Annotated in this window: 18 protein-coding genes; 6 read left to right on the top strand and 12 right to left on the bottom strand. The window is 55.1% G+C overall.

Annotated features, from left to right (window positions below):
* Positions 1-116: 116 nt before the first annotated feature.
* The 8 genes from proX to AX755_RS17185 form a co-directional block, all read right to left on the bottom strand.
* Positions 117-1,112: a glycine betaine/L-proline ABC transporter substrate-binding protein ProX gene (gene proX, locus AX755_RS17220; protein WP_013098425.1), complete on the bottom strand. Its 996-nt coding sequence runs from the start codon at positions 1,110-1,112 to the stop codon at positions 117-119.
* A 9-nt stretch (positions 1,113-1,121) separates the two neighbouring features.
* Entirely contained in the window at positions 1,122-2,186 is a 1,065-nt protein-coding gene (gene proW, locus AX755_RS17215) for a glycine betaine/L-proline ABC transporter permease ProW (protein WP_013098424.1), read from the bottom strand.
* A complete protein-coding gene (gene proV / locus AX755_RS17210; RefSeq protein WP_062857150.1) occupies positions 2,179-3,381 on the bottom strand; it encodes a glycine betaine/L-proline ABC transporter ATP-binding protein ProV in 1,203 nt (400 codons plus the stop codon). The genes proW and proV overlap by 8 nt, the downstream gene beginning before the upstream one ends.
* A gap of 333 nt (positions 3,382-3,714) precedes the next feature.
* The gene (gene nrdF, locus AX755_RS17205) at positions 3,715-4,674 is read right to left on the bottom strand and encodes a class 1b ribonucleoside-diphosphate reductase subunit beta (protein WP_020684925.1); all 960 of its coding nucleotides are present in this window, start codon (positions 4,672-4,674) and stop codon (positions 3,715-3,717) included.
* Between the two features lie 9 nt (positions 4,675-4,683).
* The gene (gene nrdE / locus AX755_RS17200) at positions 4,684-6,828 is read right to left on the bottom strand and encodes a class 1b ribonucleoside-diphosphate reductase subunit alpha (RefSeq protein WP_062857149.1); all 2,145 of its coding nucleotides are present in this window, start codon (positions 6,826-6,828) and stop codon (positions 4,684-4,686) included.
* Entirely contained in the window at positions 6,801-7,211 is a 411-nt protein-coding gene (nrdI, locus tag AX755_RS17195; RefSeq protein ID WP_062857148.1) for a class Ib ribonucleoside-diphosphate reductase assembly flavoprotein NrdI, read from the bottom strand. Before nrdI ends, nrdE begins: the two co-directional genes overlap by 28 nt.
* Positions 7,208-7,447 carry a glutaredoxin-like protein NrdH gene (nrdH, locus tag AX755_RS17190; RefSeq protein ID WP_013098419.1) on the bottom strand — a complete coding sequence of 80 codons (240 nt, stop codon included), beginning with the start codon at positions 7,445-7,447 and terminating at the stop codon, positions 7,208-7,210. Before nrdH ends, nrdI begins: the two co-directional genes overlap by 4 nt.
* A gap of 243 nt (positions 7,448-7,690) precedes the next feature.
* Positions 7,691-8,017, bottom strand: coding sequence for a DUF883 domain-containing protein (locus AX755_RS17185; protein ID WP_029883716.1), 327 nt, complete (start codon positions 8,015-8,017; stop codon positions 7,691-7,693).
* A 160-nt stretch (positions 8,018-8,177) separates the two neighbouring features.
* Between AX755_RS17185 and AX755_RS17180 the strand changes: the two genes are divergently transcribed.
* Positions 8,178-8,522 (top strand): DUF2002 family protein, encoded by a 345-nt coding sequence (locus AX755_RS17180; protein ID WP_013098417.1) that lies wholly within the window; start codon positions 8,178-8,180, stop codon positions 8,520-8,522.
* A gap of 32 nt (positions 8,523-8,554) precedes the next feature.
* On the opposite strand, the gene alaE is transcribed toward AX755_RS17180, so the two are convergent.
* On the bottom strand, positions 8,555-9,004 hold the full coding sequence (alaE, locus tag AX755_RS17175; RefSeq protein WP_062857147.1) for an L-alanine exporter AlaE: 450 nt from the start codon (positions 9,002-9,004) through the stop codon (positions 8,555-8,557).
* A 479-nt stretch (positions 9,005-9,483) separates the two neighbouring features.
* Here alaE and stpA point away from each other — a divergent pair, with 479 nt between their 5' ends.
* Positions 9,484-9,888 (top strand): DNA-binding protein StpA, encoded by a 405-nt coding sequence (gene stpA, locus AX755_RS17170; protein ID WP_013098413.1) that lies wholly within the window; start codon positions 9,484-9,486, stop codon positions 9,886-9,888.
* A 38-nt stretch (positions 9,889-9,926) separates the two neighbouring features.
* Here stpA and AX755_RS17165 read toward each other — a convergent pair whose 3' ends face one another.
* Entirely contained in the window at positions 9,927-10,106 is a 180-nt protein-coding gene (locus tag AX755_RS17165; protein WP_023621597.1) for a hypothetical protein, read from the bottom strand.
* 79 nt (positions 10,107-10,185) lie between these two features.
* Complete coding sequence (locus AX755_RS17160) at positions 10,186-10,707, bottom strand: rhodanese family protein (protein WP_062857146.1); 522 nt, start codon at positions 10,705-10,707, stop codon at positions 10,186-10,188.
* Between the two features lie 178 nt (positions 10,708-10,885).
* Between AX755_RS17160 and AX755_RS17155 the strand changes: the two genes are divergently transcribed.
* Entirely contained in the window at positions 10,886-11,044 is a 159-nt protein-coding gene (locus AX755_RS17155; protein ID WP_013098410.1) for a YqaE/Pmp3 family membrane protein, read from the top strand.
* On the opposite strand, the gene AX755_RS17150 is transcribed toward AX755_RS17155, so the two are convergent.
* Positions 11,041-11,970 (bottom strand): LysR substrate-binding domain-containing protein, encoded by a 930-nt coding sequence (locus tag AX755_RS17150; protein ID WP_013098409.1) that lies wholly within the window; start codon positions 11,968-11,970, stop codon positions 11,041-11,043. The two genes, AX755_RS17155 and AX755_RS17150, sit on opposite strands and share 4 nt — an antisense overlap.
* A 318-nt stretch (positions 11,971-12,288) precedes the next feature.
* On the opposite strand from AX755_RS17150, the gene AX755_RS17145 reads away from it, so the two are divergent.
* The 3 genes from AX755_RS17145 (at position 12,289) to AX755_RS17135 (ending at position 15,957) form a co-directional block, all read left to right on the top strand.
* The gene (locus AX755_RS17145) at positions 12,289-12,894 is read left to right on the top strand and encodes an ankyrin repeat domain-containing protein (protein WP_014832999.1); all 606 of its coding nucleotides are present in this window, start codon (positions 12,289-12,291) and stop codon (positions 12,892-12,894) included.
* A gap of 106 nt (positions 12,895-13,000) precedes the next feature.
* Positions 13,001-14,542: an acyl-CoA synthetase FdrA gene (fdrA, locus tag AX755_RS17140; protein ID WP_062857145.1), complete on the top strand. Its 1,542-nt coding sequence runs from the start codon at positions 13,001-13,003 to the stop codon at positions 14,540-14,542.
* A complete protein-coding gene (locus AX755_RS17135; RefSeq protein ID WP_062857144.1) occupies positions 14,542-15,957 on the top strand; it encodes a DUF1116 domain-containing protein in 1,416 nt (471 codons plus the stop codon). The genes fdrA and AX755_RS17135 overlap by 1 nt, the downstream gene beginning before the upstream one ends.
* Positions 15,958-15,962 lie beyond the last annotated feature (5 nt).

Below are 15,962 nucleotides of genomic sequence, written 5' to 3'. Positions count from 1 at the left end.
TCTGATTTGTTAGCGCAACCAGTAGATCACACTTCATCGTGCTTTTCATTTTTCTGGGGAACCCTCAGCCCACAGGGAGAGGGAACGATTAAGAGAACCGGGGTGAGGGGAAAAACTTACTTCTGCGCCTCAAGCGCTTCCTTCACCCAGCCATCAAACTGCTGCTGGTGGGCTTTAATCCAGCCGTCAACGTGGCCCTTCACATCCGCCTCAGACGATTTGCCCGCGTGCATCATCGCATTCTGGGCGTTGATGTCCGCCAGCGGCAGCTTCATTACCGAGAACAGTTTGGCGGCGGCCGGGTTTTTCTCCGCCCAGGCTTTGTTGGCGACGATATGCATCGTATTCACCGGGAAGCCATAGTTCATGCCGTTCGGCAGTTTGGTGTCGATATCTTTCTGCTCGCCCGGCAGGGAGGAGAACGGCACCTGCAGCCACACCACATCTTTACCCGGCTTCAGCACGTCGCTCACCCAGTACGGGGTCCAGGTGTAATAAATCACCGGTTTACCCTCTTTAAAGCGGGCGATGGTGTCGGCCATCATCGCTGAGTAGTTGCCGTGGCTCACGTCGACGGTTTTCGCCAGACCGTACGCTTTGTTCTGGTGGTTAATCACCGCTTCACAACCCCAGCCCGGCGAGCAGCCCATCATATCGGCTTTGCCGTCGCCGTTAGTGTCGAACAGTTTGGCGATCTTCGGATCTTTCAGCTGCTCAATATTGGTGATGTGGTACTGGTCGGCGGTTTTCTTGTCGATCAGATAACCCTGCGCCGCACCGGTCACGAAGGTGCCTTCACGGTAGAACTTCTTATCACCGCCAGCCGCGGCGTACATATCGTCGTGCAGCGGCTGCCAGTTGACGGCAGTGAAGGTCGCATCACCGGAGGCAATCGAGGTGTAGCCGACGTTGTAATCCACTTCGCTCGGCGTATTGACCGTATAACCCAGCTTCTCCAGCGCGCGGCTGACGATAAGCGTCTGGAAGCTCTCTTCCGAAATGGTGCTCTGCACCGGCTGCACGGTAATGCCTTTACCCGGCAGGTCCGCGGCGAATGCGCTGGTGGAGACAAGGGTGGCAAACGCTGTGGCAAAAAGTACCTTATGTCGCATCGTTGTTCCTTATTTTCTGAATGGGCGGGTGAGTAACCCGACAGGGCCGGTGGTATACCAGCGACGGTTGCCGCGACTGCGTGAATCACGACCGACAGCCTGGGTCAGGCGGTCAAGGATAATGGCGAGGATCACAATGCCCACGCCGCCGACGGTCGCCAGCCCCATATCGAGGCGGCCAATACCGCGCAATACCATTTGACCCAGCCCGCCAACGGCAATCATCGAGGCGATCACCACCATCGAGAGCGCCAGCATCAGCGTCTGGTTAACCCCCGCCATGATGGTAGGCATTGCCAGCGGGAGCTGAACTTTAAACAGCATCTGCCGCGGGCTGGCACCGAACGAACGGGAGGCCTCAATCAGATCCGCAGGCACCTGGTTAATCCCGAGTATTGTCAGACGAATAATCGGCGGCAGGGCAAAGATAATGGTCACCACCACGCCCGGCACGTTGCCGATACCGAACAGCATCACGATGGGCACCAGATAAACGAACGCTGGCGTGGTTTGCATCGCATCCAGCAGCGGACGAACGATCTTCGCCGCCCGTGGACTGCGCGCCAGCCAGATCCCCGTAGGCAAACCAATGACAATGCAGAAGAGCAGGGCGGTCAGCACCAGTGCCAGGGTGATCATCGCCTGCGACCACGCGCCAATGGCACCAATCGCAATCAACGAGATCAGCGTGGCGATCCCCATGCCTGCGCTACCAAACTGCCAGGCGATCAGCGAGAACAGCACAATCGCCACCGGCGCGGGCATGCCCAGCATCAGCTGCTGGAAGCCGTTGAGGATGTAATCCACCGGAACGCGGATCCCCTGGAAGACGGGACGGAAATGGGTAACCACCCAGTCGATCCCCTCCGTTACCCAGCTGTCCAGGGGGATCAGCGTTTTGTGGAACGGATCCATAATATTGAAATGTTCTGGTGCCGGTGCTGGCGCATTATTGAGCCAGTCTGCCGCGCCACCGCCATCGGCCGGTGCTGGCGTGGAACCCCACGCATCGGCAGATTGCGCAGCGCTGTCTGCTGCCTCTGTGGTGCCCCACGGGTTAGATTGATCAGCCATGGTTTGCCCCCTCGCGATCTAAAGCCTGCAGCAACATCCGTTTTGAGATGATGCCGACGTACTGTTGTTCTTCCCCAATAACCGGCACGGCACAGGGTGCCTGGCCGACGTGAGAGAGCAACTCGCTGAGCGGCGTTTCGGCATCCACGGCAAGCGGAGCGTCAATTAACGCCGCATCAATTCCCTGGTTTTCGCTGAGCGCGGTTTTGAGAGAATCGATGGAGACAACGCCGACAAATTTATTGCCGCGTTCAACCAGATAACCGTATTCACGGTCTTCGTCCTGCAGAAGCTTAAGGGCAGAGCGCGGACCGAAACCTGGCGTTTTACGAATAATGCCGTTCGGGGTACGACGGGCAATATCTTTGGCGCTAAACACCTGGCTAATATCCACGCCGCGGAAGAAGGTCCGCACATAATCATTTGCCGGATTATTCAGAATTTCATCCGGTGTACCGACCTGCACCACTTCGCCATTTTGCATAATGGCAATGCGGTCGCCAATACGCATGGCTTCATCGAGATCGTGAGAAATAAAGACAATGGTGCGCTGGTGTCTGGCCTGTAATTTTACCAGCTCATCCTGCATCTCGGTGCGAATTAAGGGATCAAGCGCCGAGAAGGCTTCATCCATTAATAAAATATCGGGATTAATGGCTAATGCGCGGGCTAAACCTACACGCTGACGCATGCCGCCGGAAAGCTCATCCGGATACGCATGGGCATAATTTTCCAGCCCCACCTGGCGCAATGCATCAAGCGCTTTTTCCTGACGTTCGCTGGCGGCAACGCCCGCTAATTCCATACCAAAGGCGGTATTATCCAGTACCGTCATATGCGGCATCAGGGCGAACGACTGGAAGACCATCGCAATCTTTTTTCTGCGCACCTCGCGGAGTTCGGCATCTGATATTTGGGCAATGTCTACACCATCAATCAGGACCTGCCCACGGGTGGGTTCAATCAGGCGATTGAGAAGGCGAACCATAGTGGATTTACCCGAACCGGATAACCCCATGATGACAAAAATCTCGCCTTCTTCAATGGCCAGACTGGCGTCTTTAACGCCAAGCGATAGCCCGTTTTTTTCCAGAATTTGCTCTTTCGAAAGGCCTTTTTCAATATATTTGAATGCGCGCTGCGGATGCTCGCCAAATATTTTATAAAGATTCTTCACTTCTAATTTAATTGCCATGCAATAGAGAGTGTCCTGTTATTTGTTTATGTCGATATGATTACCATGGTAAATTGTTAACGGGCATAACCCTAACATACTCAGATTCTGAGGCAACCCTGGGTTTGCTTATGGGTTGAATTTTGCAGTAAGCGAAACGGCTGAATTTCCCATGAGTAAAGGGCTGAGCGCGATCTGAATTTTTGTGAATTTTTTGCTGCGCCATCGTGAGAATTCGCCTGGATCGGAGTGATTCAGGCGAATATGTCGTGGAGATGACAGTGTAGCTGAAGGTGAAATATCCGGAAGGAAATTGGAATATTTATATTTAATTAATGAACGTTAATGCGCTCATTAAAAATCCCAGTCCTCATCTTCTGTTTCCACCGCTTTACCCATCACATACGATGAGCCGGACCCGGAAAAGAAGTCGTGGTTTTCATCAGCGTTGGGGGAGAGAGCCGCCAGAATTGCCGGGTTCACGTCGGCCATTTCCGGCGGGAACAACGCTTCATAGCCGAGGTTCATCAGCGCCTTATTGGCGTTGTAACAGAGGAAGGCTTTTACCTCCTCTTCCCAGCCGGTTCCGGCGTAGAGCTCTTCGGTATAGCTCAGTTCGTTATCATAGAGATCCATCAGCAAATCAAGGGCAAATCCTTTTAGCTCCTCGCGTCTGGCATCACTGACTTTCTCCAGCCCTTTCTGGTACTTATAGCCGATGTAATACCCGTGCACCGCTTCATCCCGGATAATGAGGCGAATGAGATCGGCGGTGTTGGTGAGTTTGCCGCGGCTCGACCAGTACATCGGCAGCCAGAAGCCGGAGTAGAAGAGGAATGATTCCAGAAACACGCTGGCGATTTTCTTCTTCAGCGGCTCATCGGCCTGATAATAATCCAGCACCAGGTTGGCCTTGCGCTGCAGTGACTCGCTCTCTTCACTCCAGCTGTAGGCCGCATCCACATCTTTGGTCTGGCACAGCGTCGAGAAGATCGAACTGTAGGAGCGGGCGTGCACCGCTTCCATAAAGCTGATGTTCGACATCACCGCCTCTTCGTGCGGCGTCAGCGCATCGGCCATCAGCGCGGGGGCGCCAACGGTATTCTGGATGGTGTCCAGCAGCGTCAGACCGGTAAAGACGCGAATTGTCAGTTGCTGCTCGGCATGACTCAGGGTTTGCCAGGCCGGAATATCGTTAGAAAGCGGCACTTTTTCCGGCAGCCAGAAGTTGCTGGTCAGGCGGTTCCACACCTCCAGGTCCTTATCATCCTGAATGTGGTTCCAGTTAATCGCACTCACGCGTGACAGTTTCATCCTTTCTCCTTACAGCGCGCAGGACACGCAGCCTTCGATTTCGGTGCCTTCCAGCGCAAGCTGGCGCAGGCGAATGTAATAGAGCGTTTTAATGCCTTTCTTCCAGGCATAAATCTGTGCTTTGTTGATATCCCGCGTGGTGGCCGTGTCCGGGAAGAAGAGCGTCAGCGACAGGCCCTGATCCACGTGTCGGGTTGCTTCGGCGTAGGTATCGATGATTTTTTCCGGGCCAATTTCATACGCGTCCTGATACAGCGCCAGGTTCTCATTGGTCATAAACGGGGCGGGGTAGTAGACGCGCCCGGTTTTGCCCTCCTTGCGGATCTCAATTTTCGACACAATCGGGTGAATGCTCGACGTGGCGTGATTAATATAGGAGATAGAGCCGGTGGGCGGCACCGCCTGCAGGTTCTGGTTATAGATGCCGTGGCGCATCACATCGTCACGCAGCTGCTGCCACATTTCGCGCGTGGGCAGAACGATCCCGGCGCGGGCAAACAACGCGCGCACTTTCTCCGTTTTCGGCTGCCAGTCGCCCTCCAGGTACTGACTGAAATATTCCCCGCTGGCATAGCGCGACTGCTCAAAGCCCGCGAAGCGCTGGTTGCGCTCGCGCGCCAGCATCATTGAGGTGTGCAGCGCATGCCAGGTGATGGTGTAAAAATAGAGGTTGGTGAAATCCAGCCCTTCCGGGCTGCCGTAGGCGATGCCTTCCCGCGCCAGATAGCCGTGCAGGTTCATCTGCCCCAGACCAATGGCGTGCGACGCGGCGTTGCCTGCCTCAATGGACGGCACGCTGCGGATATGACTCATGTCTGATACTGCCGTCAGGCCGCGAACTGCCGTGTCGACCGTACGGCCAAAATCGGGGGAATCCATGGTGTGGGCAATATTCAGCGACCCGAGGTTGCAGGAGATATCTTTGCCGATGTCGGCGTAGTCCAGATTCTCGTCATAAGTGGACGCACTGTTGACCTGCAAAATCTCCGAACAGAGGTTGCTCATGTTGATGCGCCCGGCAATCGGGTTCGCACGGTTTACCGTGTCTTCATACATGATATACGGGTAGCCGGACTCAAACTGAATTTCGGCAAGCCGCTGGAAGAAATCGCGGGCGTTGATGTATTTTTTGCGAATGCGATCGTCGGCAACCAGCTCGTCGTAAAGCTCGCTTATCGCCACGTCGCCAAACGCTTTGCCGTAAATTCGCTCGATGTCATACGGCGAGAACAGCGCCATGTCGGCATTCTCTTTGGCGAGTTTAAAGGTGATATCCGGGATCACCACGCCGAGCGACAGGGTTTTGATACGGATTTTTTCGTCGGCGTTTTCGCGTTTGGTATCCAGAAAACGCAGAATGTCCGGGTGGTGGGCGTGCAGGTAGACTGCCCCGGCCCCCTGACGCGCGCCAAGCTGGTTGGCGTAGGAGAAGGCATCTTCCAGCATCTTCATCACCGGGATCACGCCGGATGACTGGTTCTCAATGCGCTTAATTGGCGCACCCGCTTCACGCAGGTTAGACAGTAAAAACGCCACGCCGCCGCCGCGTTTGGACAGTTGCAGCGCCGAATTCACCGCGCGGCCAATCGACTCCATATTGTCTTCTATACGCAGCAGGAAACAGGAGACCAGCTCGCCGCGCTGGGCCTTGCCGCAGTTAAGGAAGGTCGGGGTGGCCGGCTGGAAGCGTCCGGAGAGGATCTCTTCCATCAGCTGTTCAGCCAGGGCTTCATCGCCCTGGGCCAGGGTCAGCGCCACCATCACTACGCGATCCTCAAAGCTTTCAAGGTAGCGTTTGCCGTCAAAGGTTTTCAGGGTGTAGCTGGTGTAATACTTCCAGGCGCCCAGAAACGTCTGGAACCGAAAACCGCTGGCGTGGGCCCGCTCAAATAACCTGACCACAAAGGCGCGGTCGTAACGGGAGAGCACGCGTTCTTCGTAATACCCTTCGTTGACCAGGTAGTCGAGACGCTCATCCTGGCTGGCGAACGTCACGCTGTTTGGACGGACGTGGGCGGCAAAAAAGGCGTCCACGGCGTCATGATCTTTACCAAACTGGATGCGCCCCTCGCGATCGTAGAGGTTAAGCATCGCGTTTAAGGCGTGGTAGTCCGGTGTCGCCTGCATTACGCGTTCTGCGGTTGTCGTTGCCAAAATTCGTTCACTCCTTTACGCACGTTCTCTACGTCCTGCTGTGTCCCCATCAGTTCAAAGCGATAGAGATACGGCACGCCGCATTTTTGAGAGATGACATCCCCGGCGCGACCAAAGGCGTCGCCGAAATTACGATTGCCCGCCGCAATCACGCCGCGAATAAGCGTGCGGTTATGGGGATCGTTGAGAAAGCGGATCACCTGACGCGGTACCGCACCTGCCGTACCGCCGCCGCCATAGCTGGGAACCACCAGAATGTAAGGGTCGTCTACCTGAATACGCTCCCGCTCGTTGAGCGGAATGCGCACCGCAGGCAGCCCGACGCGCTCAATAAAGCGGAGCGTGTTTTCCGAGCTGCTGGAGAAGTAGACCAGCCCACTCATGCCCTTGCGGCCTGCGCGGCGAGGCGGTTAATCATGTCCGGGCGAAAGCCAGACCAGCTGGTTTCCCCGGCCACCACCACTGGCAGCTGGCGAAATCCCTGGGCACGCAGGGTATCGGCAGCCTCGGGCACCAGATCGATATTCACCATCTCAAAGTCCACCCCGCGGCTTTCCATAGCGCGTTTGGTCGCGTGGCACTGAACACAATCGTTACGAGTGTAAATAATAATGCTCATGATTCGTATTTCCATTTAAAATGAGAGAACGGCGCGAAGCATCGCGTCAGGTTGTGTGTGTCTTGCTAAAGGGAATACTAGATGTAGTTGCGCTAAGTTTCAACCATACAAGATATGGGAAATTCAGATTGATGGCGCCCCAATGATGAGCACAGCGGGGCAGGGCAGGCTGCACGGGTTTTTCAGGCTTTCAGGCAAAGAAAAGCCCCGGCGCCAGAGGCAACCGGGGCTGATAACGCGCGCTTACTTACGCAGGCTAAGCAGGGCGCCAACAAAAATACCCACCGCCGCGACCGTACCCAGGGTACATAGCGGTTTTTCACGAACGAAGGTGGTGGCGCAACTTGCCATGTCGCAGGCAGCCTGGGTGGCACGAGAGCGGCCATGCATCCGGGCGCGTGTTTCACGCAGCAGAGACTGAGCCTTACGTTTTGCGGCCTCCGCATCGTCCTTCGCATCGGAGCCCCAGGATTTCAGCACCTCCTCCAGCGTGTCCGCTAATCTGCTGACATCATTACGAATATCCTGAGCGTCGTCGTTAATATCGTTTTGGTTCGGTCTGTTAAACATACGATCCTCCATAATTTTGTCTTCCGGTTTAGTTTAGTTCAGAAATTTAATATCTGAAGCGAGTCACGACTCATCAGGTCGTTTATGGAATATTCTGAAAGCCCTGCTAATGCTGAATACTGTAAGGTTGCCGGGCAGGAAAAGATAACGAGGAAAAGATATGTATTTACGACCGGATGAGGTGGCGCGCGTTCTTGAAAAAGCGGGATTCACCATGGATGAAGTGACGCCAAAAGCGTATGGCTATCGCCGTGGCGAGAATTATGTTTACGTGAATCGTGAAGCCAGAATGGGGCGTACCGCTCTTATTATTCACCCGACGCTGAAAGACAGAAGTCTGTCATTTGCTGAGCCTGCCTCGGATATTAAAACCTGCGATCACTACCAGCAATTTCCGCTCTATTTAGGCGGCGAGACGCACGAGCATTATGGTATTCCGCATGGTTTTAGCTCGCGTATGGCGCTGGAGCGGTTTCTGAAGGGACTGTTTGGCGACGCACAATAATACTGCGACTGGCATACGCCAGTCGCTTCATATCAGGCTTTTGCCTGGCTGTACTGGCTGACCCTGAACAGGCGGCGACAGTAGTCGAGGAAATAGCCATACACCGCGCCCATCAACATCGAAATCACGATATTTGAGCTCACCGCTGCGGCAATCTGATGCCAGTCTGCCCCCACCGTCAACAGGATCGCCACATACACAGGCGACTGAAACGTCACATAGGCCAGCACATCTGCCAGGTTTTTCATCCAGCCAGACGGGCTGATGCGGCGGGCGAAGCGCATTACGGAATCACGGTATAAGCCGTAAGGCCAGGCGATAATAATGTTCACCGGGATCGCTACCAGACGCGAAGAAAGTGACTGCTCGAAGGTCATTCCGGAGAGGAATATTTCAATCAGCATGTTCACGACGGAACAGTAGACAACCATCGCGAAAGTATCCGCTACCGCGTGGCGCAGGCGAGATTGCGGTGAGAACATGGCTGAGCTCCTTGAGACGCACAAAAGTAATGATCTTAGTGATTTGGGTTGGTTTGGTTGACGTGTATAGCGTATCCTTCTGGCTTTAAACTAACAACTAGTGTTAAATTTTTATTTATTCGCATTTTTTCCACAAAATCCTCTAAAGGTGATGGTTTTTTGCTCGCTTCGTTATTTTCTTTCTCGTCCTGTTTTTTGATGCGCAAAATCAACAAGTTGCTTGCAATGCGTGGGCGGCGACCGTGCGACACGCAGCGCGCAGCGTACCCTCCTGTGATTTGCCTTAAAACCGACCGTTTATGTTGTTATGAATGTTTATTAAAAGCAGCGCGACAACGCGATATCCGGATAATATAAGCGGCGTCTTTAAAAATATTTACAATAATGACAAAAAGCGTCGATGGGTGGATATTATGTTTGAAATGAATTATTCTTCGCTTTGATTTTACGACTCACCACAAAAAAGGTTTTCAAATAATATGTCTTTGACGTTACAGAATCTTAATAATATCCGAACTCTGCGCGCCATGGCGCGTGAATTATCACTGGACGTTCTTGAGGAAATGCTGGAAAAAGTCAGGGTCGTTGCTGAAGAGAAACGTAGTGAGCAGGCGGAATTAGAGCAACAGCGCGCTGAGCAGCAGGAAAAAATTAATGCTCTGCTGGAACGGATGAAAGCCGATGGTATTTCACCGTCCGATCTGCTGGGTGTAGAGCTGGCGCATGCGGGTAAATCGGCGAAAAAACGTAAGCCGCGTGAAGCAAAATATCGCTTTATTGACCAGAACGGTGAAGAGAAAACGTGGACCGGTCAGGGCCGCACGCCGAAGCCTATTGCCAATGCGCTGGAAAACGGCAAATCACTGGATGATTTTCTGATCTAATGCGTGAGCCGGGCGGAAGACTCCGCCCGGTTGTCTGTTTAGCAGACGCCAAAATCACCGTCTTCGGTGTACAGCGCAACATCCGCTGCTTTCAGGGTATATTTCTCGCCCTGCTCATTGCTGGCCTGAACGGCCACAATGCTATCCCCATTCACTTCGAGCACTTTCAGTTTCGGGCCGCCCTGACGCGGTTGCACATAATCACCGACAGAAAACATAGAACCTCCTCATCGTTTTAGCGATCTTCACTGTAGCCCACGTCACACGCCGGGTACAGCAGGGTTCATCGATTACTGCTTATGAGGTATGTCTGTTCCACGGCATCACCCTGAGCAGTCTTGCCATGCCGCAAAATCCGGTCAGGCCAGCAAACAGAAGCCCGGCCCCGACAAAACCGCTCAGCAGAAAGAAGCCGCTGGAGAGCGTATAGCCCAGCACCACGCCGCACAGAATCAGCAGCCCGGCAGCAATCTGCACCTGACGCATCAGCGGCAGCGGCTGGGATTTATCTTCTACGGTCGGCAGTCCGGCCTGTTTCCAGCCCTGAATACCGCCCTCGACCACCAAGGCCTGAGCAGGCGACGCCGCCAGGGCAAGACGTGCGGCGTTGTTCGATGTTCTGGCCCCGGACTGGCAGTGAAAAATCACCGTTTCACCTGCCCCGGCGTTCAGTGCGCCGGGTAAGGTGTCCAGCGGCACGGACTGTGCGACGGGAATATGCTCGCGGGCATATTCGTCAGGATCGCGAATATCAATCAGCTTTGCGCCGTCATCAATAAGCGCGTTTGCCTGCTGTGGCGTAATCAGAGGAAGAGACATGGTGTTTCCTTACGATCGTGTTTTATGTAGTAGAGCATTTAAAGAAGGATTTAAGCCAGTGTAAAGAGGGTAAAGGCAGGTAAAAGCGCGCCAGCCGAATGGCAGTTACCCGTAAACTGGCTACGCTTAGAGATGTCTCTTTTATAATTTTCAATTGGTTAGCTTGCACGGAGTCTTTATGGGTTTTTGGCGTGTTGTTTTTACGATTATTCTCCCGCCGCTGGGCGTACTGCTTGGCAAGGGACTGGGCTGGGCGTTTATCCTGAATATCCTTCTGACCATACTGGGCTACTTCCCTGGACTTATCCACGCGTTTTGGGTTCAGACAAGAAACTAGGTGCGCCACAGTAAGTCGCTGTAGATCCCGGTCAGTACGCCCTGCGGGCCGAACTGCTGTTTGATCCAGCGCGTGACCTGGCCGGTCGCCGCATGCTGCGTGGCAAGCAGCATGCGCGAATCCTGACGCGGGTTATTAATGCGTCGTGTCACCAGCAGCCCGTCCGCTACGGCCTCCCGGGTCATGTATTCCGGTAAAAAACCGATCCCTTCCCCCAGAATCTGACACTGGCATTTGGTGTTAAAATCCGGCACCAGAATCGCCTCCTGCCCGTGCAGCAGCCAGCCGACCTTCTTATTAATGGTGTGCGCGGTGTCCTCCACCATGATGTTCGGGTAGAGGCGCAGCTGGCTTTCCGCGATCGGTTCCGGGACAAACGCCAGCGGGTGTTCCGGCGCGATGGCGAATACCCAGCGAATAGCGCCAATCTCCGTATAATCAATGCCGCCGCCGTCAAGAAGCGTATCCGGCGCGCCAATCGCGATATTGGCCTGGTTATTGATGATTGAGTCCCAGACGCCGTTATAGACCTCCGTGGTGACGGTGATCTGGCAGGTGGGAAACTGCTTTTTCAGCACCTGCAGCAGCCGCGCGGTATGGCGTGGGGTATACAAAAGCTGATTGATGCAGATGCGTACCCGCGCCTCGATGCCCTGAGAGATGGTGTCTATCCCGCGCCTGATGGCATAGAAATCGTTCAGCAGATCGGTAGCCTTGCGGTAAAAGTAAAAGCCGGACTCGGTCAGCTCAATGCTGCGGGTGTTACGCACAAACAGCACCACGTCCAGCCCGGTCTCCATTCGTTTGATGGTGTAACTGATGGCCGACGTGGTCACACCCAGCTCGGCGGCGGCTTTGCTGAAACTGCCAAAACGCGCCGCCGTGGTGAAGGCCAGCAGATTCTCTTCAGTAAAGATGGAATTCATATTACGGCTCCGGGTTACCATCAGTTTTGAACATATTTTAACAGCGGCGCAACAACGCATTTGACGGCGGTCACAGTTCTGATGTTTAGCTACAGGCCTTGTTATGCAAGGCTTCTTTGGTCATAAGCAAAATGCCGTGAATGGCCTGAAAAAACGCTTACCCATAAGAAAAAGGTTGCACAGACGCACGTTTTGGCTGAACCGTTGAATTTAACTCAACAATGAATTGACTGTCGATGAATGATTTTTAAGCGGATTCTTTTCTGAAAGGGCTGTTGCTATTCTCAGGTCATCAGCAACACACCATCGGGAGTCTGTATGTCTGCGAACGAACTTGTGACGGAATTTTTACTGGCGGCAGAGCAGGGTAATGTCGACGCGCTAAAAGCCTGCCTTGAGAAAGGTGTCGATATTAACGCCACCAACCGTCAGAAAAGAACCGCCATTGTTATTGCCAGCCTGAAAAAACATTACCCCTGTGTCGCGTTATTAATTGACGCCGGTGCGGATATAGATAAACAGGACCAGACCTGTTTTAACCCCTTCCTGATAAGCTGCCTGACCAATGATTTAACCCTGCTGCGGCTTGTTCTGCCCGCCAACCCGGATCTGGACCGCCTGACGCGCTTCGGCGGAGTGGGGATTACGCCCGCCAGTGAGAAAGGACATGTGGAGATTGTCCGCGAGCTGCTGGAAAAGACCGATATCAACGTTAATCACACCAATTTTGTCGGCTGGACGCCGCTGCTGGAAGCCATTGTCCTGAATGACGGCGGCCCGAAACAGCAGGCGATCGTGAAGCTGCTGCTGGACCACGGTGCGAATCCGCACATGACCGATAAATACGGTAAAACCCCGCTCGAACTGGCGCGGGAAAAAGGCTACCACGCGATAGCTGACCTGCTGCTGGCGGCGGGCGCGTAATTTATTCGGCCAGCCTGTTTCCGGCTGGCCCCCATTTCAAACGTATTTTTCCGACGTGCATTTTGCACGACGGCGGCCCCCTTTTATCCGCATTCAGGAGAAAATAATGCCCACAAAAATCGTGATTAAAAAGAACACGTATTTTGACTCCGTCTCATTAATGTCCGTTTCCACCAAAGCCAATAAATTGCCGGGCGTTGAGCAGGCCTTTGTAGCGATGGCGACGGAAATGAACAAAGGCGTATTAAAAAATCTCGGGCTGTTAACGCCGGAATTAGAGGATGCGAAAAACGGCGATCTGATGATCGTCATTAAAGGCGACGCGGCCAATGATGAAACCCTGGCGGCGATTGAAGCGTTATTCACCCGAAAAGAGAGCGCGGGCACCCATGAAGCACGCTACGCGACTCTGGCCAGCGCGAAAGCCCACCGTCCCGACAGCAACCTGGCGGTGATTTCAGTAAACGGCATGTTTGCGGCACGCGAAGCGCGAAAGGCGCTTGAAAACGATCTCAACGTGATGCTCTTTTCCGATAACGTATCCCTCGACGATGAGCTGGCGCTCAAGCAGCTGACGCACCAGAAAGGGCTGCTGATGATGGGGCCAGACTGCGGCACTGCCATCATCAACGGCGCAGGACTGTGCTTCGCCAACGCCGTACGCCGCGGGTCGATAGGCATTGTCGGGGCGTCCGGCACCGGTAGCCAGGAGCTGAGCGTGCGCATTCATGAATTTGGCGGCGGGGTATCGCAGCTGATTGGCACCGGCGGGCGCGATCTCAGTGAAAAAATCGGTGGTCTGATGATGCTCGACGCCATCGACATGCTGGAGGCCGACGATGCCACCCAGGTCATCGCGCTGATCTCCAAACCGCCAGCGCCAGCGGTGGCAGAAAAGGTGCTGGCGCGTGCCCGGGCCTGTCGCAAACCCGTCATCGCCTGTTTCCTTGGTCGCAACGAACCGCCCGCCGATGAAGACGGTCTGCAGTTCGCCCGTGGCACCAAAGAGGCGGCCCTGAAGGCCGTGCTGCTCACCGGTATCAACAAAGCGTCCCTTGACCTGCATCCGCTCAACTGGCCCCTGATTGAAGAGGTGCGCGCCCGTCTCACTCCGCAGCAGAAATACATTCGCGGTCTGTTCTGTGGCGGCACCCTGTGTGATGAAGCGATGTTCGCCGCGCTTGAGAAGTACGACGACGTCTACAGCAACATTCAGCCCGATCCGGCGAAACGCCTGCGCGACATAAACGTCAGCCAGGCTCACACCTTCCTCGATTTTGGGGATGACGATTTCACCAACGGCAAACCGCACCCGATGATTGACCCGACCAACCGCATCAGCCGCCTGCTGCAGGAGGCGCGCGATCCGGAAGTGGGCGTAATTGTGATGGACTTCGTGCTGGGCTTTGGCGCGCATGAGGATCCGGTCGGCGTGATGCTCGATGCCATTAAAGAGGCGCAGGCGATTGCGAAAGCCGATAACCGTCCGCTGGAGATCCTCGGCTACGTGTTGGGTACCGACCAGGATCCCCAGTCGCTGGCGCAGCAGTGTCAGCTTTTGACCGATGCCGGCGTGATCTGGGCCAGCAGCAGTACTAACACCGGATTACTGGCACGCGAATTTGTCTGCAAAGGGGAGAACGCCTGATGACCACCTTATTCAACCAACCGCTGAACGTCATTAACGTCGGTATTGCGCTGTTCAGTGACGATCTTAAAAAACAGCACGTCCCCGTCACCCAGCTCGACTGGGCACCGCCGGGGCAGGGCAATATGCAGATCGTCGAAGCGCTCGACCAGCTGGCCGCGGAGCCGCTGGCAGAGAAGATCGCTGCCGCCAACAAGATTGCGCTGGAGCGCATCATTCAGTCCCACCCGGTGCTGGTGGGGTACGACGAGGCGATTAACGTTGTGCCGGGGATGACCCGTACCACCATTCTGCATGCCGGTCCTCCGGTGAGCTGGGAAAATATGTGTGGCGCGATGAAAGGCGCGGTCACCGGCGCGCTGGTGTTTGAAGGGCTGGCGAACGATCTGGAGGAGGCGGCAAGGCTGGCGGCTTCAGGCGACATCACCTTCTCGCCGTGCCACGAGCACGACTGCGTGGGCTCGATGGCGGGCGTCACCTCCGCGTCGATGTTTATGCATATCGTTGAGAACAAAACCTACGGCAACCGCGCCTACACCAACCTCAGCGAGCAGATGGCGAAGATCCTGCGCATGGGCGCCAACGACCAGAGCGTCATTGACCGTCTGAACTGGATGCGCGATGTGCTTGGCCCGATGCTGCGCGACGCCATGAAGATTATCGGCGAAATCGATCTGCGCCTGATGCTGGCCCAGGCGCTGCACATGGGTGACGAATGCCACAACCGCAACAACGCGGGCACCACACTGCTGATCCAGGCGCTGACGCCGGGGCTGATCCAGGCGGGCTATCCGGTGGCGCAGCAGCGCGAGGTATTTGAGTTTGTCGCCAGCAGCGACTACTTCTCCGGCCCGACGTGGATGGCGATGTGTAAGGCCGCGCTGGACGCCGCCCACGGCATTGAGTACAGCACCGTGGTCACCACCATGGCGCGTAACGGTTACGAGTTTGGTCTGCGCGTCTCTGGCCTGCCAGGGCAGTGGTTCACCGGCCCGGCGCAGCAGGTGATTGGACCGATGTTCGCAGGTTACAAGCCGGAAGACTCCGGGCTGGATATCGGCGACAGCGCCATCACGGAAACCTACGGTATCGGTGGCTTTGCGATGGCGACGGCCCCGGCGATTGTCGCGCTGGTGGGCGGGACGGTGGAAGAAGCCATCGACTTCTCCCGCCAGATGCGCGAAATCACCCTCGGTGAAAACCCGAACGTCACCATTCCGCTGCTGTCGTTTATGGGCATTCCAACCGCCATCGACATCACCCGAGTCGCAGGCAGCGGCATTCTGCCGGTTATCAATACCGCCATTGCCCACAAAGACGCCGGTATTGGCATGATTGGCGCGGGCATTGTTCACCCGCCGTTTAGCTGTTTTGAAAAGGCGCTGTTGACCTTCCGCGATCGCTACTTTTTATAAGGCAA

This window comes from Enterobacter sp. SENG-6 (genome assembly GCF_001605945.1).
Taxonomy (GTDB): Bacteria; Pseudomonadota; Gammaproteobacteria; order Enterobacterales; family Enterobacteriaceae; genus Enterobacter; species Enterobacter cloacae.
Note: the sequence above shows the minus strand (reverse complement) of the source record. Positions and strands in the feature narration are given on the sequence as shown.